The sequence below is a fragment of the Shimia sp. R9_2 genome, assembly GCF_017743735.1.
Taxonomy (GTDB): domain Bacteria; phylum Pseudomonadota; class Alphaproteobacteria; order Rhodobacterales; family Rhodobacteraceae; genus Shimia.
This window is the reverse complement of sequence record NZ_JAGHRO010000002.1, coordinates 48,184-74,942: the sequence shown is the minus strand read 5'-3', so window position 1 is coordinate 74,942 and position 26,759 is coordinate 48,184. Positions and strand designations below refer to the sequence as shown.

Sequence of the window (26,759 nt, the reverse complement as noted above, 5' to 3'; positions counted from 1 at the left end):
CAAGGCAAGCAGCATGGCACAATGGCACACGGCCTCTGAAGAAGAACTGGCCCGTAACGAACAGCGCTCGGGCTGGCGCACCATTCGCAAGGTCGCCCCGCGTCTTTGGCCTGAGGATCAGCCTTGGGTGAAGCGTCGTGTGATTTTGGCGATGCTGATGCTGATGGCCTCCAAGATGGTCGCGGTCTATTCGCCCATGCTTTACAAAGCGGCGGTGGACGCGCTGGCCGGAGAGGGCGTGCCGCCGCTCGCATTGGGCGCGGTCGGGCTTACCGTGGCCTACGGTATGGCACGCCTGATGACCAACGGCTTTCAGCAGCTTCGGGATGCCATCTTTGCCAAAGTGGCCCAGCGTGCCTTGCGCCAACTGGCGCTGGAGACCTTTGAGCACATACACCGCCTGTCGATGCGTTATCACATCACCCGCAAAACCGGTGGGCTGAGCCGCATCATCGAGCGCGGGGTGAAGGGCGTTGAGTTCCTGCTGCGCTTTCTGCTGTTCTCCATCGGGCCCTTGGTGCTTGAGCTGCTGATGATCTCCGCGATCTTCTATTGGTTGTTTGACGCGCGCTATCTCGCGGTTGTGGGTGTGACCATTGCGATCTACATCTGGTTCACATTCAAGGTGACTGAATGGCGCGTGAAGCTGCGCCGCGAGATGAATGATCAGGACACGGACGCCAATCAGAAGGCCATCGACAGCCTGCTCAACTTTGAAACGGTGAAGTACTTTGGTGCAGAAAAGCGCGAGGCCGCGCGCTATGACAGCGCCATGGCGGGATATGAACAGGCAGCTCTAAAGACCTCATATTCCTTGGCTTTCTTGAATTTTGGCCAGTCGTTTTTGATCACCTCCGGCCTTGTGATCGTCATGGTTCTGGCCGCCATTGGGGTGCAGAATGGTGACCTGACGGTGGGCGATTTTGTCATGGTCAATGCCTATATGATCCAGATCACCATGCCGCTGAATTTCCTTGGCACGGTCTACCGCGAAATTCGCCAGGCGCTGGTGGATATGGGCGAAATGTTTGATCTGCTGGAGCAGCCCTCCGAGGTGGCGGACAAACCCGATGCCAAGCCGCTTGCGATTGGTGCTGGCAATATTCAGCTCGACAATATTGCCTTTGGCTATGAGCAGGAACGTCCCATTCTGAAAGGCGTGAGCCTGGATGTGCCGGGTGGTCAGACAGTTGCGATTGTGGGCGCCTCCGGTTCCGGGAAATCCACCATCGGGCGGCTATTGTTCCGATTTTATGACGTGCAGGGCGGTGCGCTGCGTATTGATGGGCAGGACGTGCGGGATGTGGCCCAAGAAAGCCTGCACGATGCCATTGGCGTGGTGCCGCAGGACACGGTGCTGTTTAACGACACCATCCGCTACAACATTGCTTACGGGCGGGACGGCGCTACAGAAGAAGAGATCATCGAAGCGGCCAAGGCTGCGCAGATCCATGACTTCATCGCGGCCCTGCCGGAAGGTTATGACACGGCTGTTGGGGAGCGCGGGCTGAAACTTTCCGGGGGTGAAAAGCAGCGTGTTGGCATTGCCCGCACATTGCTGAAGAACCCGCCCATCCTGCTTCTGGATGAGGCGACCTCGGCGCTCGACACAGAAACCGAACAAGGCATCAAGGAAGCTCTGGCGCGCGCCGGGGAAGGCCGCACGGTGATCACCATCGCACACCGTCTCTCAACCATTGCGGAGGCCGATCGCATTGTTGTCTTGGAGCAGGGCGAAGTGATCGAGCAGGGCACCCACGCCGCACTTCTGGACAAACAGGGCCGTTATGCGCAGCTTTGGGCCCGTCAGCTGGCGGATGAAGACGCGGCTTAAGATGGGCGCTGTCCGGGTTTTTACGCTCGGGCAGCGGTTTCAAGTCAGCTGGTCTTAGGTGGCGACATAGAGCGGCGCGCCAATGATCAACACCAACTGAAGCCAAATAATTCTGTTTAGTCGCGCGCAGAAAGGCTGTTTGCGGGTTTTGTGACGAAAGCGCTTTTGCGCCCATTTTGCGCCGGGGCTGCCGCCGATCAGCGCGAGACACAAAAGGCGGTTTTCTGGCACGCGCCAATTGCCTGACAATGCGCGCCGTTTGTCCACGTAGTAGGCTGCGAAGCAGGTCAAATTGATCAGGCAGAGATAAGCCGCACTGGCGATGAGAATGCTTGAGGCGTTCATTGAGGTTTAGCTTATAATATTTTGAAAATAATATTTAAATTCTGATTTCGGCGCTGCCGCGTTTGCGCTTGGCTACCTGTGGGTTTAGGCGGGATTTTGATCTGCAAATAGAAAAAACGCGCCCGTGGGCGCGTTTTCTTTTTTAGGTGGTCTGAGGCTTACTCCGCCGCCTGAACACCGCTTGGATCAGGATCGTCGTTGGCGGCTTTCTTCTCACCAGCGCGCGGGGCCTCCACTTCGGGTGCGAGCGCTGCAGGATCCATCTTGTCTGCATGGACTTCCTCAACCTCTGCGGTGAGGCCGTCTTCATCCCAGATGATCAGCGGATGGCGTACTTTGCGGGCTTCGCGGCGCAGGGCCCAATCCTGACCCGCGCGCGAGGCGCGGCCAAAGGAGAGGCGTGCCAGAAGCCGCATCATCCAGCCAAAGTAGGTGCCTGCCCAGACCCGCAGGGCCAGCATGGACGGGGTGAAGATCAGCGTCAGCACGGTTGCGATGCCAAGGCCAAAGACCACCGCGGTTGCCAGCTGTTTCCACCACAGGGAGGTCGGGCTGTCGATTGAGTAGCCGCCATTGATGAAATCAAGGCTCAGGCCAAACATCATCGGCGCAAGGCCCGCCATGGTGGTGATGGTGGTCAGCAGGACCGGACGGATACGGCTTTGCGCGGTGCGCACTATCGCCTCAATCCGGGGCATGTATTGGGAATATTCCTGATAGGTGTCGATTAGAACGATGTTGTTGTTCACCACAATCCCCGCCAGCGCCACGATGCCGGTGCCGGTCATGATGATGGAGAAGGTCTGATCCATCACCAGCATACCTACAAGCACACCTGCGGTGGACAGAACCACGGCCAGAAGCACCAGCACCGAGTTGTAGAAGCTGTTGAACTGCGCCAGCAGGATCACGAACATCAAACCCAATGCGGCGGAGAATGCACTGGTCAGGAAGTCACCGGATTCTTCCTGCTCCTCCTGATCCCCGGTCCATTCCCAGCTCACGGAGCTGTCAAAGGGGGAAGTGTTGAGCCATTCAGTCAGGACCTCGATCCGCTCCGTCGGCGTCATCGGATCTAGAGTGACTGTGGCATTGCCGTTCTCAAGTTGTGCATTGATCTCATCAAGGCTCACGCTTTGCGCAACCTCTGGAACATTGTACCGCGTGGTTTTGGGGTCAGAAAACAATGACTTTAGCCAGCCGAAGAAACCGGTGCGAATTTCGACGAAAGTCACGTTGTAGGGGTCCCCTGCAAGAGCGTCTTCTTCGCTAACCTCATAGCCGAACCCAACGTCAAGCACGCCTTCTTGAACAACATTGCCGTCGTCGTCCAGAGGGTAGATTTTTAGGATCTCGATGCCTTTGACGATATCCGCTTTCACGTCATAAAAGCGTTCCTGATCAATACGGCTGATCGAGGCGCGCTTTGGCACCGGGGTGCGGGTGATGAAGTTTGAGAGTGGGACAAGGCCTTCGTTGGTGCGCACCTTGATACTGTCCAGGGTGGAGAGCACGCGGTCATTTTCAGGCAAACGCAGGCGGATTTCGATTTCTTCATCGCTGCTGTCCACGCGCATGGTGTCAAGCAGGATGCCGCGGGTGACAAGCTGTACCATCGCGCCCACCGTGGCCACATCGGCGCCATAGCGGCCGGCTTTCTCCACATCCACGTCGATCTGCCAGTCGATGCCGGGCAGGGGCAGGGTGTCCTCCACCAGTCTCAGGCCCGGGGTGGCTTCAAACGTGTCGCGCGCGGCAAGCGCTGCGGCGTTTAGCCCGTCCCAGCCATCGCCGCGCAGGCGCAGGTGGATCGGTTTGCCGGAACCGGGACCTTGCTCGATCGGTTTGGTCTCCACAAAGAAGCCCGGCAATGTGGCCAATTCCGCATTCAGCTCGTCAAGCACCCGGTTGCCGCCATAGGCCGGTGCAGTGACTTCGCGTTCCAGAAGGCCAAAGAACCACTCTTCGCGCACCGTTGGGCGCTCTTCCCAGGCGATGATCTCAAACTGCACCTGACCGATTGTGTCCGGTGGGGTGTTTTCGCCGCCACCCGGGCCACCGGTGTCGAGCCCGCCTTCGCCCGCAAAGGAGAAGACATTGCGCACCGCCGGGTGGGCCATAATTATCTCTTCCGCGGCGCGCACCATCGCGTCTTTCTCCGGCAGGGAGAGGTTGCCACGGGCACGCACAAAGGCGGAGGCCTGCTCCGGCTCGGTTTCCACAAAGAACTCAACGCCGTTGTTGTTTTCACCAAAGTAGTTGAGAACGTTCACTACAGTGGCAATCACCGCAATGATGGAGATAATCGGCATGATTGGATTGCCGACAATGAAGCGGATCAGGTGGCCGAATGGGTTCAGCCGATAGCCGCTTTTCACGGCGCGGCGTTTGAATTGCAGCTCTGCGGCGCTGAGGGTGATTGAGGCGGCAAAGGCTGATACCACAAAGAGCACACCACCGACGAGCAGAGGTGCCATGCCGCTGCTGTCTGCAGGCATCAGATAGCCGGGGTTCAGCATCTGCATCACGCCTGAGAACATGCCCCAGAGTGCCACCGGCACCAACGCGGCACGCACAACCCAAGGCAGGCGCGCGCGCAGAACATCGGAGGCGTGGGAGAACATGCGGCTCATCCGGCCGGAAATCCCGCCAACAACGGGCAGATAGATCAGGGCCACAAGCAGGGAAGCAGACAGCACGAAGATCATGGTCACGGGCAGCATGCCCATAAATTCCCCGGGTACACCGGGCCAGAACAGCATCGGCAGGAAGGCACAGAGCGTGGTCGCCGTGGAGCTGATGATCGGCCAGAACATCCGTTGAGCCGCTTCCACATAGGCATGCATCGGGCCGGTGCCCTCTTTGATGCGCTTGTCGGCGTATTCCACGACCACAATCGCGCCGTCCACCAACATGCCCACCGCGAGGATCAGACCAAACATCACCATATTGGAAATCGTTACGCCCATCAGCGCGAGGAAGGCAAAACACAGCAGGAAGGAGGCCGGAATGGCAAAGCCCACAAGCATCGCCGCGCGGCTGCCAAGGGCGGCGAGGATCACAATCATGACGAGCGCAACAGCTGTGAGCACAGAGCCTTCCAGCTGGCGCACCATGGAGCCAACGGTTCGGCTTTGATCGTTTGAGGTGCCCACCTCGACAGCGGCCTTGAGCTCTTCAGGCCAGCTTTCCTGCGCCTCAGCCAGTGTCGCCTTGATCTGCTCCACCGTGTCGATGATGTTGTAGCCCTTGCCCTTCACAATCTGCAAAGCCACGGTCTTTTCACCGTCAAAACGCGCGGTGCCTGCGCGGTCTTCAAAGGTGAAGTTGATCTCTGCCAGATCGCCCAGCGTGATCACTCGGTCGCCGTTGGTTTTGACGGGCAGGGCGTAGATGTCCTGCACGCCGTCAAAGGAGGAGGGGATCTTAACAGAAAATGTGCCTTGGGCGGTTTCCACCTCACCGGCGGCAATCAACTGGTTGTTGTTGCGCACCACATTGATCACCTCAACGGCGGTGATGTTGTAGGACTCAAGGCGCAGCGGGTCGATCACCACTTCGACCATTTCGTCCCGGTTGCCCGCAATCGGTGCTTCCAGTACCGCGTCAATCGCTTCAAACTCGTCCTGCAAGTCCTTGGCAAGGCGGGCCATTGTGCGTTCCGGTACATCGCCGGTAAGATTCACAATCACAATCGGGAACTCAGAGAAGTTGATCTCTGTGATGGTGTATTGCTCCGCCCCATCCGGGAAGTTGGCTTGCGCGGTGTTCATCGCATCGCGCACATCGGCGATGGTGGCGCTCTTGTCCCAGCCAAACTCAAATTCCAGCAGTAGAGAGGCATGGTTTTCCGACGCGATGCCGGTCATCTGGTCCAGACCGTCCAGATCAACCGCCTCGGTCTCCATCGGTTTGACCAGCAGGCTTTCGGCATCTTCTGCCGAAATCCCGGGGAAGCTTACGGAGACATAGAGGATCGGAATGTCGATATCCGGCTCACCTTCCTTGGGAAGGCTGGCATAAGAAAATGCCCCCACCACGAGTGAGATCGCGATGAAGGCAAGGATCATTCGGGCCCGTTCAGAGGCCCATGTGATGGCGCCGGTCATCAGTTCAGCTCCCGGATTGTTGGGGTCACTTGCACGCCGGTGGTGACAAATTCCTGACCAACGACGATCACATCCGCCATCTCCGGCAGGCCGCCAAGCCAGACACCTGAGGTGCTGTCGCGCAGGATTTCTGTGGCGGCAAAGAAGACCTTGTCGTTTTCATCCACCAGCCGCACGCCCAGCGTGCCTTCGTCGTTCAGGGTCAGAGCCGATTGCGGGAGGAGGTGTGCAGCAGCCCCGTCAGCGGAGATCGCGATCTCTGCGGTCTGACCGTCGCGGATGCTGAGATCAGGGTTGGGGACGGAGATTTCCACACGGAAGGTGCGGGTGGTTTCATCTGCGGAGCGTGAAACAAATGTCACCTGACCCGAGACCTCTTGGCCGGTGGTTAACCGTGCGCCCGCCAGCGCGCCCTCATAGACGCGGGCGATCTCTGTCTCTGGCACAAAGCCGACGATCCGGATCGGGTCCAGACGCAGGACGGTGCCGCAAAGGCTGCCTTGCTGCATCAGGCTACCCAATTCGGCGGTTTTGCTTTCCAGAAGCCCGTCAAACGGGGCCTTGATGGTCAGGCGCTCGATTTCCTTCTCTGCAGCGGCGACCAGAGCCATCGCCGATTCGATGCCTGCTTGGGTCGACTCAAGGCCGGAGGTCGCGGATTGCACCGCCGCCTCAGCAGCTCGCACACCTGCCGCCGCGCTGGCCACGCGGGTGGAGGAAGCAAAGCCGCCCTCAGAGAGTTTGCGTGCCGCGTTGTCGTTGATCAGGGCTTCCTCAAGCCGCGCCTCGGCTTCGATTTTCGCCGCCGCTGCGCTTGGGATTCGGGCTTTGGCCTCACTCAGCCGTGCGCGGGCTTCCGCTAGTACGGCCTCGCGCGTGCCTACATCAAGGCGGCAGAGCTGTTGGCCAGCAGTGACGTGCTCGCCGCGCCGCAGCGGTTCTGAGATCACCAGCCCGCTGGTTTCAGCGCGCACTTCGACCTCACGGTCCGCTTCGGTCTGTCCTCTGAGGATCACGGCGCTGTCGATCTCGCGGGCCACGCTTTGCAGGACCACCACGCGGATCAGATCCTCTGAAGGTTCAGCATCGGTCGAAGCGGGAATTTCTGCATTATCAGCGGCTTGCGCTGTCGAACTTGCCGCGGTGTCGGTATCTGTTGGAACAGCTGTGGCGGTGTCTGCGGCATCGCCGCTGGCAAAGGCCAGAAGACGCTCGCGCTCAACCACGATCATGAAAAGAAAACCGGTGACCAAAATCGCAGTGAGGAACGGAATAAGTCGCATCTGCTGTTCCCTGTAGGTTTATTGGAGCGCGGAGCGCACAAAATAGTGAAGGTTATATTGGCGCTTCTGCATATAGAAACAACCTGTAGTACGCTATTTTGAACTCATCAGTTCAGAAAATGTCAACCTGATGAAAATTCAGTGATGATTTGCACAAGCTCCGCCCAGCTCTTGGCACTTTGAAAACAAACCGATAAGACAGAGCGAACGAATAGGAGAGCAGGCGTGAGCAACACCGACAGTTTCATCGAAGAAGTCACCGAAGAAGTCCGTCGCGACCGCCTGTTTGGCCTGATGCGCCGCTATGGCTGGATCGCGGTTTTGCTGGTGATTGCCATCGTTGGTGCGGCGGCTGCAAATGAAGTGCGCAAAGGCAACGCCCGCGATGCGGCGCAGGATTCCGGCGACGCAATCATCAAAGCGGTGTCCACAAGCGATACGCAAGCGCGTGTGGCTGCTCTGGCCGATCTGAAAACCGAGTCGCCCGATGCGCAGGTCGTCTCTGATATGTTGCTGGCCGCACATCAGCTTGAGCTTGGCGCAGGCACAGACGCGTCTGAAACATTGGAAGGCATCGCAACCAGCGGGTTGGATATGCCGGAAATCTACCGTCAGATTGCAGCCTTCAAGGCGGTACTGGCTGAGGGCAAAGACACACCCGCCGCGGAGCGTCGTCTGGCACTCGAGAGCCTTGCCACACCGGGCGCACCATTGGCGCTTTTGGCGCGTGAGCAGCTTGCGCTTCTGACGTTGGAAGAGGGGGACGCGGAAGGTGCGATCACCCAGTTGCAGGATTTGATTCAGGACGCCGCAGTGACAGCAGGCTTGCGCAACCGCGCGGCTCAGTTAATTGTGGCTCTTGGCGGAACACCGGCTGAAACCAACGGACTGGTGGTTGGTCAGTAACCTGACCGCAAAAAGACGATAACGGGGTGGGGGCCTGTTCAGTGACACGTAAGACTTTGATGCTGGCAGCGGTGGCCACTGCAGCGCTACTCACAGCCTGCGCCGAACCAGAAGTCATTCTGCCCGGTGCCCGCGAAGATCTGGTTGCACAGCCAGAGGTGCCTGAAAACCAGAGCCCGGCGATCAATCTGCCGTCTCAGGTGCAGAACGCCAGCTGGACCCACCGTATCGGCTCGCCCAAATATCGCACCGCCAATGCGGCGCTGTCCGCGCGTCCAACCGTGGCTTGGACGGCCTCCATCGGCAAAGGTGAGTCGCGCAAGACCCGCATCACAGCTGATCCGGTTGTGGCAGACGGGCGCATCTTCACCGTGGATGCCGAGGCGACCATCAGCGCGACCTCAACTTCTGGCGAGACCCTGTGGAGCCGTGATCTGACCTCACCGCAGGACAAGACAGGGCAAGCGTCAACCGGCGGGCTGGCTTATGGCGATGGCAAGGTTTTTGTCACCACTGGGTTTGGCGCATTGACCGCGCTTGATCCCGCAACCGGCGCCGTGCTCTGGGAGCAGAAGCTGCAAGCAGTCGGCAGCGGCACCCCCACAGTCTATGACGGACTGGTTTATGTGGTCTCTGGCGACGCCACCGGCTGGGCGCTGGAAACAGACACTGGCCGTGTGGCCTGGCAGCTCGTGTCGCTGCCCAACGTACAGAACGTGCAAAGCCCTGCCGCGCCTGCGGTGACAGATCGCCTTGTGCTCTTCCCTTATGGCTCCGGTGAAATTCAGGCGGCTTTCCGTCGCGGCGGTGTGTCGCGCTGGTCCGCAGGCCTGTCAGACGTGCGCCCGGGCCGCTCGGTCAACACGGTTGGCGATATTTCCAGTGATCCGGTTGTGGTCGGCAACACTGCCTATGTGGCCAACCATTCTGGCCGTATGGCGGCCTTTGACATGGAAACCGGCCAGCGCAACTGGACCGCCGATCATGGCGCGCTCAGCCCGGTGTTCCCGGCTGGTGGATCGCTGTTCTTTGTGTCTGAGCGCAATGTGCTGTTGCGCATCAATGCGCGTGACGGCAGCCGCATCTGGGGCGTGCAATTGCCGCAGTTTGTGAAAGACAAGCCGCGCAAGCAATCGACGCTGCATGTCCACTATGGCCCCATTCTTGCAGGCGGGCAGCTGGTGGTGGCCTCCTCTGACGACAAGATCCGTTTCTACAATCCGCAGGACGGCGCCCTGACAAACACCGTCGATTTGCCCCATGGCGCGGCCACAAACCCGATTGTGGCGGGTGGCGTGCTCTATGTGGTGAATCGCAAAGGTGAATTGTACGCTTTCCGTTGACGCAATAATGGTATATCGGAGCGACTTCAGACGTTCCGGAGATCTGTCATGAGTTTCACGCTCGCCATTGTGGGCCGCCCAAACGTGGGCAAATCCACCCTGTTCAATCGCCTTGTCGGCAAAAAACTCGCGCTGGTGGATGACCAGCCCGGGGTGACGCGCGACTTGCGGGAAGGCGATGCCAAACTGGCCGATCTGCGGTTTACCGCGATTGATACGGCGGGTCTGGAAGATGCCACCGATGACAGTCTTGAGGGCCGCATGCGCCGGCTGACGGAACGTGCGGTGGATATGGCCGACATCTGTCTCTTCATGATTGATGCGCGGGCAGGGGTCACCCCCACCGATATGATCTTTGCTGAAATCCTGCGCAAACGCGCTTCCCATGTGATCCTTGCCGCCAACAAGGGCGAGGGTGCAGCTGCGGATGCCGGTGTGCTTGAAGCCTATTCCCTAGGCCTTGGTGAGCCGATCCGCCTTTCGGCAGAACATGGTGAGGGTCTCAACGATCTTTACACCCAGCTCATGCCGCTGGCGGATGAATTTGCCAAACGCGCCAAAGCGCTGGATGACGAAGTCGAGACCGATGTGGATCTCGACGGAGACGAAGCCGATGAAGAGATTGATCCCGATGCGCTGCGGCCGTCTCAGATGCTCACCGAGCGTCGGCCTTTGCAGATCGCCGTTGTGGGCCGTCCGAATGCCGGTAAATCCACACTGATCAACAAGATCATTGGCGAAGACCGTCTGCTGACCGGTCCGGAAGCCGGGATCACCCGCGATGCCATCAGCCTGCGCACCACCTGGGACGAGACCCCGATGCGGATCTTTGACACCGCCGGGATGCGCAAAAAGGCCAAGGTCCAGGACAAGCTGGAAAAGCTCTCTGTGGGCGACGGACTGCGCGCGGTGAAATTTGCCGAGGTTGTGGTGGTTCTGTTGGATGCGGCCATTCCTTTTGAACAACAGGATCTGCGCATTGCCGACCTTGCGGAGCGCGAGGGGCGCGCGGTGATTGTTGCGGTCAACAAATGGGATGTGGAAGAGCACAAGCAGGAAAAGCTGCGCGACCTCAAAGAAGCGTTCAACCGTCTGCTGCCGCAGTTGCGCGGCGCGCCGCTCATCACGGTATCGGCCAAAACCGGCCGTGGGTTGGAGCGTCTGCATGATGCCATTCTTGATGCCTATGACACGTGGAACCGCCGCATTCCCACCGCTGCCCTCAATCGCTGGCTCGTGGAAATGCTGCAACAGCACCCGCCACCCGCGCCGCAGGGCAAGCGCATCAAGCTGCGTTATATGACCCAAGCCAAGACCCGCCCGCCGGGCTTTGTGGTGATGTGTTCCCACCCGGACAAGATTCCCGAGAGCTATTCTCGATATCTTATCAATGGCTTGCGGGAGACTTTTGACATGCCCGGTACGCCGATCCGCTTGACCATGCGCGGACAGGGCGACAAGAACCCCTATAAGGGCAAGAAAAAATCCACGCCTTCGCGCCTGCGCAAACACATCAAAGGGCGTGGCGCCCCGCACTGAGGGTGCAGATCGCAGAACTGATTTGAGGGTCGTCCATTGGGCGGCCCTTTTTGCTGAAATGACAGGCAAGGCCTTGCCACATCAGCAGCTTTTGGCGACCCCGCACGTTGCCGAAGGTCAATTTCGCGTTATAGTTGGCGAAGTTGAGCCAATTTCTGATTGGTCGCGTATTTGAAACAAACCCAGGCCATTTTTCAGGCCAAGGCGGAAATTTATTTGAACAGAGGGTTTTGCGATGGACATTCGCGAGCGCTTGAAAGGCTATACAATTCAGGATGACCGTATCGGCGCGGTCAGCTTCTTTGGCACCTTTGTTTTCTATTTTGCCACCCTGTATCTCGCCATTGCCCATGAGGGCACATGGTATCTGCAGGTGCCGCTGATGGTGGTGAACGGGCTCTCAGCGGTGCGGCTGTATGTGTTGCAGCATGACACGGGCCATGCCTCGCTGTTCAAAAGCCGCAAACACAATGACTGGGCCGGGGAGGCGCTGTCTGTGGTGACCTTCGCGCCCTATGCGGCGATGCGGCACAACCACAATATGCACCATTCCCATCTGGGCAATCTGGACCACCGCGACACCGGCGAAATCCACACGATGACCCTGCGCGAGTGGGAGGTGGCCGGGTTCTGGGAGCGGCTTTATTATCGGCTCTACCGCAATCCTTTTGTGCTGATCCCGCTGGGCAGTCTATATACCTATTTCATCCGCTACCGCTGGCCCAAAAGCGCCTCAAGCATGTGGCGGTCAGTGGTGCTGCACAACCTGGTGATCTTTCTCTACATGGGGGTGATTGTCACGCTGGCCGGATGGAACGGGCTGTTGATCTGGTTCCTCAGCGCGCTGTTTGGCGGCATGGTGGGCGTGTTTATGGTCTACCTTCAGCATAATTTTGAGGACACCTATTGGGATCGCCGACCGGATCTGGACCCGCGTCTGGCGGCGCTGCAAGGCTCTTCTGCGCTGGATCTGGGCTGGTGGATGGATCTGGCCTCCGCCAATATCGCTTATCACGACATCCACCATTTCAACGCGCGCATCCCGCATTACAACCTGCGCAAATGCCATCGGATGATCCGCGATGAATATGGATTGTCAACGATCAAATGGCCGGAGGCGCTGCGCTCGTTTTCGCTGAAGCTTTGGGATGAAGAGGCGGAGCGGTTGGTGCCCTTCCCGAAGAAAGGCGCGACACAAAGCGCGGTGGCGGCGGAGTAGGCCGTAGACAGGGGAGCGAGGGGCCAGCCCCTCTTGCCCTCACGGGCAATTCACCCCGGGATATTTGAAGAATGAGAAGAAAAAGCGCGGCCACCGAGGAGGATCGGGGCCGCGCTTAATTTTGTCTGAGTGGTCAGGTGTTAGGCCAGTTTGCCTTCTGCGGTCAGAACGGTTTTGCCCCCCAGATAAGGTGCAAGCACCTCTGGCAGCACCACAGAACCGTCGGCCTGCTGGCCGTTTTCCAGAACCGCGATCAGGCAGCGACCCACCGCGAGGCCCGAGCCGTTGAGTGTGTGCACATATTCCGGCTTGCCGCCATCGGCGGGGCGGAAACGGGCGTTCATGCGGCGGGCCTGAAAGGCGCCGGTGGTGGAGACAGAGCTGATCTCGCGATAGGTGTCCTGACCCGGAATCCACGCCTCGATGTCATAGGTGCGGCGCGCGCCAAAGCCCATGTCGCCGGTGCAGAGCACCACGGTGCGATAAGGCACACCGAGTTTTTCCAGCAGACCTTCGGCGCAGCGCAGCATGCGCTTTTGCTCGTCTTCACTTTTGTCCGGATGGGTGATGGAGACCATCTCCACCTTTTCAAACTGGTGCTGGCGCAGCATGCCGGAGGTGTCTTTGCCCGCGCTGCCCGCTTCCGAGCGGAAACACAGGGTGTGTGCGGTCATGCGGATCGGCAGGGCGCTTTCTTCCAGAATGTCACTGGCGACCGAATAGGTCAGCGGCACCTCAGAGGTCGGCACCAGCCACCAGCCATTGGTGGTCTGATAGCTGTCTTCGCCAAATTTCGGCAATTTATCCGTGCCATACATGGCCTCGTCACGCACCAAAACCGGCGAGTTCACCTCGGTCAGCTCGTTTTCATCCACATGGGTGTCGATCATGAACTGTGCCAGCGCGCGGTGAATGCGGGCCACTGCGCCTTTGAGCATCACGAAGCGCGCGCCGGAGATTTTCGCGGCGGTTTCAAAATCCATCGCGGCGGTGACGCCTTTGATGTCAAAATGCTCGACAGGTTCAAAATTCAACGCGCGTGGGGTGCCCCAGCGGTTGACCTCGACGTTGTCGTCTTCATCCGCACCCTCAGGCACGTCATCCGCCGGTAGGTTGGCAATGCGCGCCAGCGTGTCGGTCAGCTTGGCGTCAAGCTCTTTGGCTTCGTTCTGCATCGCCGCGACTTCGGATTTTTTCTCAGCCACAAGCGCGCGCAGCCTTTCAAACTCGGCCTCATCGCCTTTGGCTTTGGCGGCACCAACCTCTTTGGCGGCGGCTTTCTGGGCGGCTTGGGCGGCCTCAGCGGCGGCAATCTTGGCGCGGCGCTCTTCATCAAGGGCCAGCACGGAGGAGGACATGGCCGCATCCCCACGGCGGGTCAGGGCGGCGTCAAAAGCGGCCGGGTTCTCGCGGATCGCTTTAATGTCATGCATCTCATGTGTCCTTTAGATGAGGGTGATTCACAGTGCCGCCTATATGCCGGAGCGCGGGCGGGAGGGGAAGAGTTGTGTTACATCGCACGCGGCCCTGGAACAGAGAAACCTTTTGATCTGGCCCAGTTACAATGCGCGCTTCGAAAGTTTTTGTAGCTGCTGTCTGCCGAAGGCCAACTTGAGGGTAAAGCGAGGCTGTTAGGGAGTTTTGTACTAGAGTCGCCAAAAACTTTGTCTAAGTGCCCCTCTATTTCAGAAACACTTGTAAAATCTACATTTCTTATGGACGCTGCTGTGAAGTCCACTTCAGAGAGTTTCGTTGTTGAGTCAAATTTACTTCGGTCAAGATCGGATCCTGAGAGATTGGCTGAATTCAGATTAGTGCCTTCCATATCGGTATCCGTTAAAACGCAATCTTTGAAGTTGGCTTTAGGAAATGTTGCTCCATGAAACTTCGAGCCCCATAGGCTGGCAGCAGAAAAAGTTGCCATTGTACCAGATACATAGCGAAAGTCAGACAACCAGATAATTGACCATTCAAAATTAGCGAAGGTTAAGTTTGCGCCCACGAAGCTTGAATCGTTAAGAACCGTAAACTGCAATTGTGCCGAATTTAGATTAGCTCCTTGAAGTGCCGCGTTTTTGAGGAGCGCGTTTTTGAAGTTGAGTTTCGTTAGCTCCATAGCCTGAAGATTCGAGCCGCTTAGATCGATTCCCACGGCTTCTGCCGATACCCCATCAATTGTGGTAAGCCGACCCAAGACTTGCACAGCATTCTGCATATCTGAGCGCTGAACTTCCAATCGGCGAACCCAATCTACTAGGATTTTAGGGTTATCTGTATTTGGCTCTGGAACGGCTGGATATACTTTAGACAATTCACGCACATAAACACTTAAGAGGCGGGAAACCCGCGCGGCTTCTTCTGGCTCTTCGCGTACCAACCCTTCCAACCGGTCAATTGCCGCATTCCGGCGCACAACGTCATCCTCCCAGACCGTTTCCCAGCCGCTGTCAGTTTCTTTCGACACCTGCCGCTGCGCATGCAAATCCGCGGCAGCCTCAGTGATCTTGTCATTAAACAGCGCAGCCTTCGCGGTCTCTGTCTGCTCTTGCGTCAGCTTCAGGCGCAGCACCGTAAAAGGCAGCGCCACAACTGCGCCCAATGTCGCCGTCAACGCCGCCAGTTGGATCAGCGGAAAGCGGTTGGCCGTGAAATCCTCTGCAAAAAACAGTTGATGCACAATCATGCCAATAGTGGCGATCAGCCCGCCAAACAGGCAAAGCGCCAATACCGCCCAGAAAACCGCCACCGCGAGAAACCATTTTGCAGGCCAGCGCTTTGCGCCAAGCGCCTCTTGCAACCGCGCAAACGTCGTTTCTTTCCCGCTGTCTGTTCGGGGCAGGGCCAAAAAGATCACGACTGCGGCAATCATGCTGCTCACAAATGCCGCTAGAAACTGGAAATCCTCTGTGGTGAGGGTGATCGTCGTCATGCCTGCCTCTGCTCGTAATGCATTTTCACACTAGGGTTGCGTCAATCACACGTCCACCCGACAAACGGCAGTAACGCATCCTGCATTTCCCATCATCTCGCCTTGCATGTGCCGCCAAGCCCACATAGGTTCCCTGCGACTTTGCGGGGCAACGCCTCGCCTGAATTTAGAGGACATAGACACATGCAAGAACTCGGCCAGTTTCTGCCGCTCATCCTGATCTTCGCGATCATGTATTTTCTGCTCATCCGCCCGCAGCAGAAGAAAGTTAAAGAGCATCAGGCCATGGTGGCTGGGGTGCGCCGTGGGGATCAGATCGTGACTCAGGGCGGGCTGATCGGCAAAGTGTCCAAGGTCAAGGACGACAATGAAGTTGAAGTCGAACTGGCTGAAAACGTGAAAGTCCGTGTGGTGAAATCCACCATCGCGCAGGTGCTGGCGAAGACCGAAGCGGCCAAAGCCGAATAAACCCGCGCACTTATAAAAGACACGACCAACAGGGCTGCAAACATGCTGCAAATCGACCTTTGGAAACGGGTCCTGATCTGGCTCACCTGTGCGGTGGGCCTGCTCTTGGCCACGCCAAATGCCTTTTATCCGAAGGTTGAGGCCCATAATGACGCGCTCGCCGCTATGGAATTCGGCGAGCTGAATGACGAGCTTGAGGAGGCGGTCGCGGCTTGGCCGTCGTTCATGCCAAGCCGTTTGGTGAACCTTGGTCTGGATTTGCGCGGTGGAGCGCATCTTCTGGCGGAAGTGAAGGTTCAGGACGTTTATGAAAGCCGCATGAAAGCGATGTGGCCCGAGGTGCGCGACCTGTTGCGCGGCGAGCGGGCCACCATCGGCACCATCCGTCTGCAGCCTTCGCCTGTGGATGAGCTGCGTGTGAAGATCTCCAAACCCGAAGCCATTCAGGAAGCCGCCACGCTGGTGCGCGGCCTGTCGCGTCCGGTGACGTCGATCACCGGGGCCGGGGCCTCTGACATTGTGGTGCGCACCGATGGTGACACCATTGTTGTGACCCTTTCTGATGCGGAAAAGCTCGCCACAGACGAGCGCACCGTGCAGCAGGCGCTGGAAATCATCCGCCGCCGGATTGACGAGGTGGGCACACGTGAGCCGACCATTCAGCGCCAGGGTGCGGATCGTATTCTCATTCAGGTGCCCGGCATTGGCTCGGCCTCTGAACTCAAAGACATCATTGGCACCACAGCACAGCTGACATTTAACCCGGTTGTGGGCCGCGTCTCTGATCCGGACGCCCCTGCGGGTGTGGGCAACGAAGTGCTGCCGTCACTGGATGAAGAGGGCGTCTACTACATCGTGGAAAGCGCGCCTGTTGTGACCGGTGAAGAGCTGGTGGATGCACAGCCAAGCTTTGACCAGAACAACCGCCCCGCTGTTTCTTTCCGCTTCAACCCAACCGGGGCACGCAAGTTTGGCAACTACACCGCTGACAATATCGGCAGCCCGTTTGCGATTGTGCTTGATAACGAAGTGATCTCCGCGCCGGTCATTCAGGCCCATATCGCGGGCGGCTCCGGCATCATCACCGGGCGCTTTACTGTGGAAGAAAGCACCAACCTCGCTGTGCTGCTGCGCGCAGGCGCTCTGCCGGCTGGTCTGGAATTCCTCGAAGAACGCACCATCGGTCCAGAGCTTGGCCAAGACAGCATCGAGGCAGGCCGGATCGCCTGTATCGTCGCCTTTGTCGCCGTGCTGGTCTTTATGTTCCTGAGCTACGGCACCTTTGGGCTGTTTGCCAATATCGCGCTGATTATCAACGTGGGCCTGATCTTTGGCCTGCTGAGCCTGATCGGCGCCACGCTGACCCTGCCGGGCATCGCGGGGATCGTGCTGACCATCGGTATGGCGGTGGACGCCAACGTGCTGGTGTTTGAGCGTATCCGCGAAGAGCTGAAATCGGCCAAAGGTCCGGCCCGTGCGATCGAGCTTGGCTATGAAAAGGCGCTTTCGGCCATTCTGGACGCCAACATCACCACATTCATCACCGCTGTGATCCTCTTTGCCGTGGGCTCCGGCCCGGTACGCGGCTTTGCCATCACGCTGGGACTTGGCATTCTCACCTCCGTCTTCACGGCGATCTTTGTGACGCGTGTGATGATCGTGATGTGGTTTGAGCGCCGCCGTCCCAAGACAATCGAGGTATAAGCCATGCGTTTGAGACTGGTTCCCCAAGAAACCAAATGGGATTTCTTCTCGCGTCCCACCCTGTGGCTGGGCATTTCCAGCGCACTGATGGTGGCGGCTCTTGTGAGCTTCTTCATTCAGGGTCTGAACTTCGGCATCGACTTCCGGGGTGGCACAACCATCCGCACCGAGAGTGCGCAGGAAGTGGTGGTCGGCGACTACCGTGAAGCCCTGGTGCCGCTGGAGCTCGGCGACATTTCCATCACCGAAGTGTTTGATCCCACCTTTGAGGCGGATCAGCATGTGACGATGATCCGCATTCAGGCCCAAGAGGGCGAAGAGGCAGTGACATCTGACGTGATCGAACGTGTTGAGGCGCAGCTGAAAACCGTGGTGTCTGACATCAAGTTTGTATCGGTTGAGTCCGTTGGCCCCAAGGTCTCCGGTGAGCTGATCAAAACAGCGGCGATTGCGGTGCTGTTGGCGATTGGCGCGGTTCTGATCTACATCTGGCTGCGCTTTGAATGGCAGTTTGCCTTGGGCGCTGTGGCCGCGCTTGTGCACGATGTGGTGCTGACCATCGGGGTCTTCTCCGAGCTACAGATCAAGTTTGACCTCGCTATCATCGCGGCCCTGCTGACCATTGTGGGCTACTCGCTCAACGACACTGTGGTGGTGTTTGACCGCGTTCGTGAAAACCTGCGCAAATACAAGAAGATGGAGCTGAAAGAGGTTCTCAACATCTCCATCAACGAGACCCTGAGCCGGACCATGATGACCTCTGTCACCACGTTGCTGGCGCTGATCTCTCTGTTTGTGCTGGGTGGTGACGTGATCCGGGGCTTTGTCTTTGCGATGATCTGGGGGGTGATTGTCGGGACATACAGCTCGATCTTTATCGCCTCTGCCGTGCTTCTGAAGCTGGGCGTGAAACGCGACTGGTCCAAGCCGGACAACACCGCTGGCAACCAATTCGCCAATATTGATGCATGACATCCTGACCCAGGCCCTCGCTCTTGACGGGTTTGCCTGGGTCGCCGCTGCCGCCTTTATGGCAGGCATTGTGCGCGGGTTTGCTGGATTTGGCACCGCACTGATTTACCTTCCCATCGCTGCGCAAGTCATGCCGCCCCTCTGGGCGATTATCACGCTGGCGGGCATGGATATCCTCGCACCTGCTGTTCACATCCCCGCCGCGCTGCGCAATGGGCACCGCCGGGATCTTCTGCGTCTGATGATCGGCGTGGTGTTGCTTATGCCTGCCGGGCTCTGGCTTTTGGAGCGCACAGAGCCTGAGGTGTATCGCTACCTGGTTTCGCTTCTGTCGCTCGGCATGTTGGTCGTCTTGCTGACCGGGTTTCGCTATCGCGGCGCGGTCACAGCCCCCATGGTCTATGGCATTGGCGGGGCAGGGGGATTGCTGGGCGGTGCCGCAGGGCTGCCGGGGCCGCCTGTGATCATGTTCTACATGGCCAGTCCGCATGGCCCGACAGTGATCCGCGCGAATACCAACGCCTATCTGTTTTTCTACGACATCTTGCTTGTGGTGGTGCTGATCTGCCTGAGCCGCTTTGAAGCCGCACCCTTTGTGCTTGGTATCATGCTGTCGCTGCCGGCGATGGCTGGCAATCTTTTGGGAGGCTGGCTCTTTGATCCGCGCCATGAGAAACTTTACCGGGCTGTGGCCTATCTGATTATCGCTGCCGCTGCCCTGTCCGGTTTGCCATTCTTGAACGCGGGCGGGGGGCATTAGGAGGAGAAGATCATGCAAATGACAGAAGTGACCTATGCGGACGCCATACCGATAGACAGCTATGGCCCAGGGTTTTTCCGCATCGGCGGAGAGGTGATCGAAGGCGGGGCTGTGATCCATGCCAAAGGCGCGCGCAGCTGGGCAGGCTATGAGGATGCGCAGGTGGTGTTGGCGCTGGCGGAAGAGATCGATTTCATCCTCATGGGTACAGGTCCCGACATGGCACCGGTTCCAGCCGCCTTTCGCGAGACGCTGGAAGCGGCAGGCATCGGCGTGGAACCCATGGCGTCACCGTCTGCCTGCCGGACCTACAATGTTTTGGTGAGCGAGGGGCGCCGTGTTGCGGCCGTCCTGATGCCGGTCTGAGGGCTGCGGCGGGGCGTGCAACGTACGGTGCGTTTACATCTGCGTTGAGTGCGGGAGCCGAAAACAACACCACCGCGATACAGCCGCAATACCGACGCGATACAGACATGCGATGTGGGCTGCGTCAAAAGGTAACTCTTTTGCCATCGTAGAAAAGCGGTTAGATGCAGCGTCATGACTTTGCGCGTAAAAGATGTCAGCGTGGCGCGTGGTGGCGTGACCGTTCTGGAAGGGCTGTCCTTTGAGGTGACACCCGGCAAAGGGCTGATTCTGAAAGGCCCCAATGGCGTCGGCAAGACCACGCTTTTGCGCACGGTTGCCGGATTGCAGCCCCCCTTCAAAGGCACCGTTGAAGCGCCCGAAGAAAGCATTGCCTATGCGGCCCACAGCGATGGTTTAAAGGCCATGTTGACGGTTGAGGAAAACCTCAGGTTTTGGGCGGAAGTCTTTGGCAAGTCTGACATTTCTGCCGCCATCGAAGGGTTTGATTTGGTCGAGTTGCAAGGCCGTCTTGCAGGCAGCCTGTCGGCCGGACAAAAGCGCCGCCTCGGGCTGGCGCGCCTGTTGGTGACAGGGCGTCCGATCTGGATTTTGGATGAACCCACCGTGTCTCTGGACACCGCCTCTGTGGCCCTGTTTGCCAAAGCGGTGGAGCGGCATCTGGCCAGCGGTGGCAGCGCGCTTTTGGCGACACACATCGATCTTGGCCTGTCCGTGGACGTGCTGGATGTCGGCCCCTTCCGCGCAACTGCGCGTGAGGGCGCTATCGCAGGCTATGATGAGGCCTTCTTATGAGAGCACTTCTCCTGCGGGATCTGAAACTGGCCTTCCGTGCCGGTGGCGGCTTTGGCCTTGGTATCGCTTTTTTCCTTATTGTTGTGATACTTGTGCCGTTCTCTGTTGGCCCGGAAAGCGGCCTTTTGACCAAGATTGCCCCCGGCATTCTGTGGCTCGGTGCGCTGCTGGCTTGCCTTCTGTCGCTTGACCGTATTCTGGCGCTTGACTGGGAAGACGGCACGTTGGATCTGGTGGCCACATCACCTCTGCCGCTTGAGGCTGTGGTCTCCGTCAAGGCGCTGGCCCATTGGCTCACCACAGGGGTTCCGCTTGTGGTGGCTGCGCCGCTCTTTGGGGTGCTGCTGAACCTGCCACCACAAGGATACATCTGGCTCGTCACATCGCTGGCTCTGGGCACGCCAGCCTTGAGTGTGATTGGTACCTTCGGCGCAGCGCTGACAGTGGGGATCAAACGCGGGGGGCTGCTGCTTTCTCTTTTGATTTTGCCACTTTACGTGCCAACCCTGATCTTTGGCGCAGAGCTGGCGCGCCGGGGCGCTGAGGGGCAGGCCGTGACCACGCCGCTGTTGATGCTGGCGGGGATCACCTTTGGTGTCATCGCGCTTTTGCCTTTTGCTAGTGCGGCAGTATTGCGTGTTAATCTGCGATAGCGCTTAAGGTATTTAATCCATATCAAAGCACCTGTGATGCTCTCATGGAAGTGAGGTGCAAAACACGGCACAGAAAGTTAGGACGACCTCATGGGATCGATCTGGGAATATGCCAATCCGGTGAAATTCAGCCAAACCGTTTCGCGGTTTCTGGCACCTGTTGCCATCGTGGCTGGCGCCTGTCTGGTGATTGGCCTGATCTGGGGCTTTTTCTTTACGCCGGATGACTTTCGCCAAGGCTCCACTGTAAAGATCATCTATCTACATGTGCCCTCAGCGCTAATGGCGATCAACGCTTGGTTCATGATGCTGATCACCTCGCTGATCTGGCTGGTGCGCCGCCACCACGTAAGCGCCCTTGCGGCCAAGGCGGCAGCGCCTATTGGCATGGTCATGACGGTGATTGCACTGCTGACAGGCGCGATCTGGGGACAGCCGATGTGGGGCACATGGTGGGCCTGGGATCCGCGTCTAACCTCTTTCCTCATCCTGTTTCTGTTTTATCTTGGCTATATTGCCCTTTGGGAGGCGATTGATGATCCTGACACCGCCGCAGATCTGACGTCTGTTCTGTGCATCGTAGGATCGGTTTTTGCCGTGCTCAGCCGGTATGCTGTGAACTTCTGGAACCAGGGTTTGCATCAGGGGGCGTCGTTTGCACGGGTTGAGGCTGTTACGGGGGCGGACACCACGGAGAAGGTCTCTAACGTCTTCTTTTACCCGCTGCTGATGTGCATCGCCGGGTTTGTTTTGCTGTTTGTTGCGCTGGTGCTGCTGCGCACGCGTACGGAAATTCACAAGCGCCGCACACGCGCGCTTTTGGCACGGGAGCGCTTGGCATGATGCCGGATCTTGGAAAATACGCTGACACGGTGCTGTCGTCTTATGCGGTTTCTCTACTGTTGATCGCCGGTCTTGTGTGGCTCAGCATCCGTGCGGCCCGCAAAGCCCGAGCGGATCTGGATCAGGTGGAGGCGCGTCGCAATGAGCGCTCGTAAAGTCTCCCCGCTGATGTTTTTGCCGCCCCTGCTTTTCGCGGGGCTTGCGGCGCTGTTCCTGATCGGGATGCAACGCCAGAACCCTGATGAGCTGCCAAGTGCATTGGTGGGCCAGCAGGCGCCCTCTGCGGAAATGACGCCGCTGGGCGACAAGCCCATGTGGGATGACGCGGCGCTGCGCAGTGGCGAGCCAACTCTAGTGAACTTCTGGGCCAGCTGGTGCGGCCCTTGCCGGGTGGAACATCCCAATCTGGAACAACTCCAATCCGAAGGGCTCACCATCCTTGGTGCGAACTATAAGGACGTGCAGGGCAATGCCTTGTCTTTCCTGGATGAACTGGGGGACCCCTATGAGGCGGTTGGCGCGGACACGGCGGGTCGTATGGCGCTCAACTGGGGTGTCTACGGCGTGCCGGAGACCTATCTGATTGATGGGCAGGGCAATGTGGTGCTGCGTATTGCAGGGCCGGTCACGCAGCGCGAATTGGACGAGCGGCTCCGGCCCGCGCTGGACAGTTTGAAGTAATCACTCAGCCCAAAAACTTTTGAGAAAGCCCATGCCAGCCGGTGTGGGCTTTGCTCGTTTTGGGGGCGTCATTTGGAGATCACATCAATCTGGTCTACCAAAGAAGAGATTGTTTTGAGTGATTTCTTGTGGAGTAAGCGTGATGCGTTTTGCCGCCTATAACATCGAACATTTTGACCGCGCCTTTACCAATCAGAACGTGCCTGAGCCGGATCATAAGCGTCAGAAGAAGGATCCGCTGCCGCAGATAGAGGCGGTGGGGAAGGTGCTTGCAGAGATTGATGCGGATTTGATCGGGATCACTGAGGCCCCCAACACGGCAAGCAGCGCAAATGCCGTGAAATCCACCGTGGCCTGTCTTGAGGCTTTCGCAGCGCAGGCGGGCTTGCGCGCGTGCAAATGTGTGTTTGGCTTTAACGCCGGTACTCAGGAAATTGCGGTGCTCTATGATCCGGACAGTCTTGATGTGACGCATAAGCCGAGCGGCACCGCTGGCAGCAAAAAGAGCCCGCGGTTTGATGAGCCATTTTTATATGATGCGGATGAGGATGGGCTGCAGGAGCTGCACAAGCATGATCGCCCGCCCTTGGAGGTGCATGTAGAGCGCAAGGATGGCGGTGCGCCGATGGATCTGTTTGTGGTGCATGCCAAATCCAAGGGCATCTTCAACAGTGTCGATTTGGTGCATCTGGAGCGCACGTCGCGCAGGAACCGCCTGCGTCTGTTTGCTCAGGCGGCCTCCATCCGGGAGCGTGTTGACCGGCTGATGGTCGATGATGCGCGGGTGATGGTGATGGGGGATATCAATGATGGTCTGGGCATGGATGAGCATGAGGCGAAATTTGGCCGCTCTGCCGTTGAGATCATCATGGGAGATCTGTTTGAGCCGGAGAAAATTCTGCGTTGTTATGCTGGGCGGCCAAAATGGAAGAGGTTTGGCTGGGAGCCGTCCACCACGCGGTTTTTTGACCAGATCACCGAAGACCCTATCAATGCGATGATTGATCTGATCATGACCAGCCAGTCCATAAAACCAGCCGGTGACGACGCTTACAGGATTTGGAACCCTTATGAAATGTGGACGAAGAAGCAGCGCGAGGCGGCTGAAAACAAAGCTCTTTTTGAGGCGTTGACTTCAGCGAGCGATCACTTCCCGGTCAGTTTTGATTTTGACTGAGATGGATTAAGGCCCCTTTGGCGGGGCCTTAGCCATTTGGTTTCAGGATTTGGCGAGATTGCGCAGCACATAGTGCAGCACGCCGCCGTGTTCGATGTATTCAATCTCCGGTGCGGTATCGATCCGGCATTTCAGCGTGATGGTTTTCTCTGTGCCATCCGCAAAAGTGATGTCGCACGGCACCTCTTGCAACGGCTCCACGCTGTCCAATCCGGTGATTGTCACGTTCTCTTCGCCGGTCAGACCAAGTGTCTTGCGGGTGTCACCTCCGGTGAATTCAAAGGGGATCACGCCCATTCCCACCAGATTTGAGCGGTGGATGCGCTCAAAGCTCTCGGCAATGACCGCCTTCACGCCCAGCAGGGCCGTGCCTTTCGCCGCCCAGTCGCGGGACGATCCGGCACCATACTGTGCGCCGCCAAAGACCACCAATGGCGTGCCATTGGCCTGATGGGCCATCGCGGCCTCATAGACCGAAGTTTGCGCACCGTCTGGGCCTTTGGTGTAGCCACCTTCGACCCCGTCGAGCATCTCGTTTTTGATACGGATGTTTGCGAAGGTGCCCCGCATCATGATCTCATGGTTGCCTCGGCGCGAGCCGTAGGAGTTGAAATCCCGCGGCGCAACTTGGCGGTCGGTCAGATAGGTGCCTGCCGGGGTGGACTGCGCAAAGGATCCTGCGGGGGAGATATGGTCCGTTGTGACCATGTCACCGAGCATCAACAGAACTTTCGCGCCTTCAATATTGCTGATGGTGCCGGGCTCCGGCCCCATGCCTTGGAAGTAAGGTGGGTTTTGGATGTAGGTGGACGTTGCAGGCCAGTCATAGGTTTCCTGTTGCGGCACCTCGACGCCCTGCCATTTCTCATCCCCTTTGAAGACATCGGCATATTTGGATTGAAATGCCTCGCGGGTCACCGTTTGTTGCACGAGGTCGGCAATTTCCTGTGTCGAAGGCCAAATGTCTTTGAGGAAGACGTTGTTGCCGTTCTGGTCCTGCCCAAGAGGATCGGAGGTCAAGTCGATGTCGAGCGTCCCGGCAATGGCGTAAGCCACCGCGAGGGGCGGGGAGGCGAGGTAGTTGGCGCGCACATCGGGGCTGATGCGGCCCTCAAAGTTGCGGTTGCCAGACAGCACCGAAGTGGCCACCAGATCGCCTTCGGCAATGGCGTCGCTGATCTCTTTCTGGATCGGGCCGGAGTTGCCGATACAGGTGGTGCAGCCATAGCCCACAAGGTTAAAGCCAAGCGCGTCGAGATCTTTTTGCAGATCGGCGGCTTCCAGATAGGCCGATACGACCTGAGAGCCGGGTGCAAGCGAGGTCTTTACCCATGGCTTGCGGTTCAGTCCTAGAGCGGCGGCCTTGCGCGCCACAAGCCCTGCGCCGATCATCACGTAGGGGTTGGAGGTGTTGGTGCAGGAAGTGATGGAGGCAATCACCACCTTGCCGCTTTCCATCGTGAAGCCTTCACCTGCGACAACCACCTCTTTGCCCATTGGGCGCTTGAAGGTCTCCTCCATTTCGCGGCGGAAGGCGGTTTTGCCGTCGCTCAGCGCGATATAGTCCTGAGGTCGTTTCGGGCCCGAAATTGCTGGCACAATCGTGCCCATATCCAGATGCAACGTGTCGGTGTAGATCGGCGCGTAGTTTTCATCACGCCAGAAGCCGTTTTCTTTGGCGTAGGCCTCCACCAGCGCGATGCGGTCTTCGTCGCGGCCGGTATTGGTGAGGTAGCGCAAGGTTTCGCCGTCAATCGGGAAGAAGCCGCAGGTTGCGCCATATTCCGGTGCCATATTGGCAATCGTGGCGCGGTCCGCCAAAGGCAGGCGGTCCAGCCCGTCGCCGTAGAACTCCACAAATTTGCCGACCACGCCTTTCTCGCGCAGCATTTCAACGACCTTCAGCACAAGGTCCGTGCCGGTGGTGCCTTCCATCATTTCGCCGGTCAGCTCAAAGCCGATGACTTCCGGGATCAGCATGGAAATCGGCTGACCAAGCATTGCGGCCTCAGCCTCGATCCCGCCAACACCCCAGCCTAGAACCGCTGCGCCGTTGACCATGGTGGTGTGGCTGTCTGTGCCAACCAATGTGTCCGGATAGGCGACTTCATCGCCGTTCTGGTCCACATCGGTCCAGACCGTCTGAGCGAGATATTCGAGGTTCACCTGATGGCAAATCCCGGTGCCCGGAGGCACGACGCGGAAATTGTCAAAGGCGGTTTGCCCCCATTTCAGGAAGGTGTAGCGCTCCATGTTGCGCTCATATTCCCGGTCGACATTCATCTGAAACGCGCGGGGATTGCCAAATTCGTCAATCATCACGGAGTGGTCGATCACCAGATCAACAGGCACCAGCGGGTTGATTTTGGAGGCGGAGCCTTTGAGGCCGACAATGCCGTCGCGCATCGCAGCAAGGTCAACAACCGCAGGCACGCCAGTGAAGTCCTGCATGAGCACGCGGGCAGGGCGGTAAGCAATCTCACGCGGGTTTTGCCCGCCATTTTTTGCCCATTCACCAAAAGCTTTGATGTCGTCCGTTGAAACAGAAAAGCCGCCGTCCTCAAACCGCAGCAGATTTTCCAGCACCACTTTAAGGGCTGCGGGCAATTTGGAGAAATTGCCAAATCCGGCGTCCTGAGCGGCGGGGATGGAATAAAATGATATCGATTTTCCGTTTACCGAAAACGTCTTACGTGCCTTGGCGTTGTCTTGTCCGACAGTGATGGGCATGTTGGCCTCCCTCTCAACATTACACAGGGGTTCGCTACGTAAATTTGTGGCCCATGTGCGACAGGCATTCAAGCTTGCCGAGAGGTTCACCGGCTTCTCGCGA

The 26,759-nt window shown here is 58.2% G+C and carries 22 protein-coding genes; 16 read left to right on the top strand and 6 right to left on the bottom strand.

The features are described from left to right. Positions 1 to 13 precede the first annotated feature (13 nt). Positions 14 to 1,834: an ABC transporter ATP-binding protein/permease gene (locus J7400_RS04890; protein ID WP_209060384.1), complete on the top strand. Its 1,821-nt coding sequence runs from the start codon at positions 14 to 16 to the stop codon at positions 1,832 to 1,834. A 54-nt stretch (positions 1,835 to 1,888) separates the two neighbouring features. On the opposite strand, the gene J7400_RS04885 is transcribed toward J7400_RS04890, so the two are convergent. The 3 genes from J7400_RS04885 to J7400_RS04875 form a co-directional block, all read right to left on the bottom strand. Next, positions 1,889 to 2,179: a DUF1294 domain-containing protein gene (locus tag J7400_RS04885; RefSeq protein ID WP_209060382.1), complete on the bottom strand. Its 291-nt coding sequence runs from the start codon at positions 2,177 to 2,179 to the stop codon at positions 1,889 to 1,891. Between the two features lie 158 nt (positions 2,180 to 2,337). Beyond that, positions 2,338 to 6,288 (bottom strand): efflux RND transporter permease subunit, encoded by a 3,951-nt coding sequence (locus J7400_RS04880; RefSeq protein WP_209060379.1) that lies wholly within the window; start codon positions 6,286 to 6,288, stop codon positions 2,338 to 2,340. Next, the gene (locus J7400_RS04875) at positions 6,288 to 7,571 is read right to left on the bottom strand and encodes an efflux RND transporter periplasmic adaptor subunit (protein ID WP_209060377.1); all 1,284 of its coding nucleotides are present in this window, start codon (positions 7,569 to 7,571) and stop codon (positions 6,288 to 6,290) included. The genes J7400_RS04880 and J7400_RS04875 overlap by 1 nt, the downstream gene beginning before the upstream one ends. Before the next feature lie 225 nt (positions 7,572 to 7,796). Here J7400_RS04875 and J7400_RS04870 point away from each other — a divergent pair, with 225 nt between their 5' ends. The 4 genes from J7400_RS04870 (at position 7,797) to J7400_RS04855 (ending at position 12,578) form a co-directional block, all read left to right on the top strand. Beyond that, entirely contained in the window at positions 7,797 to 8,477 is a 681-nt protein-coding gene (locus J7400_RS04870) for a hypothetical protein (RefSeq protein WP_209060375.1), read from the top strand. 41 nt (positions 8,478 to 8,518) lie between these two features. Further along, positions 8,519 to 9,820 carry a PQQ-binding-like beta-propeller repeat protein gene (locus tag J7400_RS04865; RefSeq protein ID WP_348540112.1) on the top strand — a complete coding sequence of 434 codons (1,302 nt, stop codon included), beginning with the start codon at positions 8,519 to 8,521 and terminating at the stop codon, positions 9,818 to 9,820. Between the two features lie 48 nt (positions 9,821 to 9,868). Next, positions 9,869 to 11,359: a ribosome biogenesis GTPase Der gene (der, locus tag J7400_RS04860; protein WP_209060373.1), complete on the top strand. Its 1,491-nt coding sequence runs from the start codon at positions 9,869 to 9,871 to the stop codon at positions 11,357 to 11,359. A gap of 235 nt (positions 11,360 to 11,594) precedes the next feature. Beyond that, entirely contained in the window at positions 11,595 to 12,578 is a 984-nt protein-coding gene (locus J7400_RS04855; protein WP_209060369.1) for a fatty acid desaturase, read from the top strand. A 140-nt stretch (positions 12,579 to 12,718) separates the two neighbouring features. Here the strand turns inward: J7400_RS04855 and serS are convergent, their stop codons facing one another. Together serS and J7400_RS04845 are read right to left on the bottom strand one after the other, a co-directional pair. Further along, positions 12,719 to 14,011, bottom strand: a complete 1,293-nt coding sequence (gene serS, locus J7400_RS04850; protein ID WP_209060367.1) for a serine--tRNA ligase — start codon at positions 14,009 to 14,011, stop codon at positions 12,719 to 12,721. A gap of 77 nt (positions 14,012 to 14,088) precedes the next feature. Further along, a complete protein-coding gene (locus J7400_RS04845; RefSeq protein WP_209060366.1) occupies positions 14,089 to 15,507 on the bottom strand; it encodes a pentapeptide repeat-containing protein in 1,419 nt (472 codons plus the stop codon). Positions 15,508 to 15,690: 183 nt separating this feature from the next. On the opposite strand from J7400_RS04845, the gene yajC reads away from it, so the two are divergent. The 11 genes from yajC to J7400_RS04795 all read left to right on the top strand — a co-directional run bounded on the left by yajC (position 15,691) and on the right by J7400_RS04795 (position 23,926). Then, positions 15,691 to 15,975, top strand: a complete 285-nt coding sequence (yajC, locus tag J7400_RS04840; protein WP_209060364.1) for a preprotein translocase subunit YajC — start codon at positions 15,691 to 15,693, stop codon at positions 15,973 to 15,975. A 42-nt stretch (positions 15,976 to 16,017) separates the two neighbouring features. Continuing rightward, positions 16,018 to 17,679 (top strand): protein translocase subunit SecD, encoded by a 1,662-nt coding sequence (gene secD, locus J7400_RS21155; protein ID WP_209078263.1) that lies wholly within the window; start codon positions 16,018 to 16,020, stop codon positions 17,677 to 17,679. Positions 17,680 to 17,682: 3 nt separating this feature from the next. Continuing rightward, positions 17,683 to 18,651, top strand: a complete 969-nt coding sequence (gene secF / locus J7400_RS21150) for a protein translocase subunit SecF (RefSeq protein ID WP_247738635.1) — start codon at positions 17,683 to 17,685, stop codon at positions 18,649 to 18,651. After that, positions 18,644 to 19,411: a TSUP family transporter gene (locus J7400_RS04830; protein WP_209060359.1), complete on the top strand. Its 768-nt coding sequence runs from the start codon at positions 18,644 to 18,646 to the stop codon at positions 19,409 to 19,411. The genes secF and J7400_RS04830 overlap by 8 nt, the downstream gene beginning before the upstream one ends. 12 nt (positions 19,412 to 19,423) lie before the next feature. After that, entirely contained in the window at positions 19,424 to 19,777 is a 354-nt protein-coding gene (locus tag J7400_RS04825; protein WP_209060358.1) for an Mth938-like domain-containing protein, read from the top strand. 174 nt (positions 19,778 to 19,951) lie between these two features. Next, positions 19,952 to 20,572 (top strand): heme ABC exporter ATP-binding protein CcmA, encoded by a 621-nt coding sequence (gene ccmA / locus J7400_RS04820; RefSeq protein ID WP_209060357.1) that lies wholly within the window; start codon positions 19,952 to 19,954, stop codon positions 20,570 to 20,572. After that, the gene (gene ccmB / locus J7400_RS04815) at positions 20,569 to 21,225 is read left to right on the top strand and encodes a heme exporter protein CcmB (protein ID WP_209060356.1); all 657 of its coding nucleotides are present in this window, start codon (positions 20,569 to 20,571) and stop codon (positions 21,223 to 21,225) included. The genes ccmA and ccmB overlap by 4 nt, the downstream gene beginning before the upstream one ends. A gap of 90 nt (positions 21,226 to 21,315) precedes the next feature. Continuing rightward, positions 21,316 to 22,068: a heme ABC transporter permease gene (locus J7400_RS04810; RefSeq protein WP_209060355.1), complete on the top strand. Its 753-nt coding sequence runs from the start codon at positions 21,316 to 21,318 to the stop codon at positions 22,066 to 22,068. Beyond that, positions 22,065 to 22,223, top strand: coding sequence for a heme exporter protein CcmD (ccmD, locus tag J7400_RS04805; protein WP_209060353.1), 159 nt, complete (start codon positions 22,065 to 22,067; stop codon positions 22,221 to 22,223). The genes J7400_RS04810 and ccmD overlap by 4 nt, the downstream gene beginning before the upstream one ends. Positions 22,224 to 22,236: 13 nt before the next feature. Beyond that, positions 22,237 to 22,749 carry a DsbE family thiol:disulfide interchange protein gene (locus J7400_RS04800; RefSeq protein WP_209061986.1) on the top strand — a complete coding sequence of 171 codons (513 nt, stop codon included), beginning with the start codon at positions 22,237 to 22,239 and terminating at the stop codon, positions 22,747 to 22,749. Positions 22,750 to 22,891: 142 nt separating this feature from the next. Next, positions 22,892 to 23,926 carry a hypothetical protein gene (locus J7400_RS04795; protein ID WP_209060350.1) on the top strand — a complete coding sequence of 345 codons (1,035 nt, stop codon included), beginning with the start codon at positions 22,892 to 22,894 and terminating at the stop codon, positions 23,924 to 23,926. Positions 23,927 to 23,968: 42 nt separating this feature from the next. Here J7400_RS04795 and acnA read toward each other — a convergent pair whose 3' ends face one another. Then, positions 23,969 to 26,656: an aconitate hydratase AcnA gene (gene acnA, locus J7400_RS04790; protein WP_209060342.1), complete on the bottom strand. Its 2,688-nt coding sequence runs from the start codon at positions 26,654 to 26,656 to the stop codon at positions 23,969 to 23,971. Positions 26,657 to 26,759: the final 103 nt, after the last annotated feature.

Coding starts and splice junctions, on each gene's coding strand:
- J7400_RS04890 (WP_209060384.1), top strand. CDS start 14: ATGGCACAATGGCACACGGCCTCTGAAGAAGAACTGGCCCGTAACGAA.
- J7400_RS04885 (WP_209060382.1), bottom strand. CDS start 2,179: ATGAACGCCTCAAGCATTCTCATCGCCAGTGCGGCTTATCTCTGCCTG.
- J7400_RS04880 (WP_209060379.1), bottom strand. CDS start 6,288: ATGACCGGCGCCATCACATGGGCCTCTGAACGGGCCCGAATGATCCTT.
- J7400_RS04875 (WP_209060377.1), bottom strand. CDS start 7,571: ATGCGACTTATTCCGTTCCTCACTGCGATTTTGGTCACCGGTTTTCTT.
- der (WP_209060373.1), top strand. CDS start 9,869: ATGAGTTTCACGCTCGCCATTGTGGGCCGCCCAAACGTGGGCAAATCC.
- J7400_RS04855 (WP_209060369.1), top strand. CDS start 11,595: ATGGACATTCGCGAGCGCTTGAAAGGCTATACAATTCAGGATGACCGT.
- serS (WP_209060367.1), bottom strand. CDS start 14,011: ATGCATGACATTAAAGCGATCCGCGAGAACCCGGCCGCTTTTGACGCC.
- J7400_RS04845 (WP_209060366.1), bottom strand. CDS start 15,507: ATGACGACGATCACCCTCACCACAGAGGATTTCCAGTTTCTAGCGGCA.
- yajC (WP_209060364.1), top strand. CDS start 15,691: ATGCAAGAACTCGGCCAGTTTCTGCCGCTCATCCTGATCTTCGCGATC.
- secD (WP_209078263.1), top strand. CDS start 16,018: ATGCTGCAAATCGACCTTTGGAAACGGGTCCTGATCTGGCTCACCTGT.
- secF (WP_247738635.1), top strand. CDS start 17,683: ATGCGTTTGAGACTGGTTCCCCAAGAAACCAAATGGGATTTCTTCTCG.
- J7400_RS04830 (WP_209060359.1), top strand. CDS start 18,644: ATGCATGACATCCTGACCCAGGCCCTCGCTCTTGACGGGTTTGCCTGG.
- J7400_RS04825 (WP_209060358.1), top strand. CDS start 19,424: ATGCAAATGACAGAAGTGACCTATGCGGACGCCATACCGATAGACAGC.
- ccmA (WP_209060357.1), top strand. CDS start 19,952: ATGACTTTGCGCGTAAAAGATGTCAGCGTGGCGCGTGGTGGCGTGACC.
- ccmB (WP_209060356.1), top strand. CDS start 20,569: ATGAGAGCACTTCTCCTGCGGGATCTGAAACTGGCCTTCCGTGCCGGT.
- J7400_RS04810 (WP_209060355.1), top strand. CDS start 21,316: ATGGGATCGATCTGGGAATATGCCAATCCGGTGAAATTCAGCCAAACC.
- ccmD (WP_209060353.1), top strand. CDS start 22,065: ATGATGCCGGATCTTGGAAAATACGCTGACACGGTGCTGTCGTCTTAT.
- J7400_RS04800 (WP_209061986.1), top strand. CDS start 22,237: ATGTTTTTGCCGCCCCTGCTTTTCGCGGGGCTTGCGGCGCTGTTCCTG.
- J7400_RS04795 (WP_209060350.1), top strand. CDS start 22,892: ATGCGTTTTGCCGCCTATAACATCGAACATTTTGACCGCGCCTTTACC.
- acnA (WP_209060342.1), bottom strand. CDS start 26,656: ATGCCCATCACTGTCGGACAAGACAACGCCAAGGCACGTAAGACGTTT.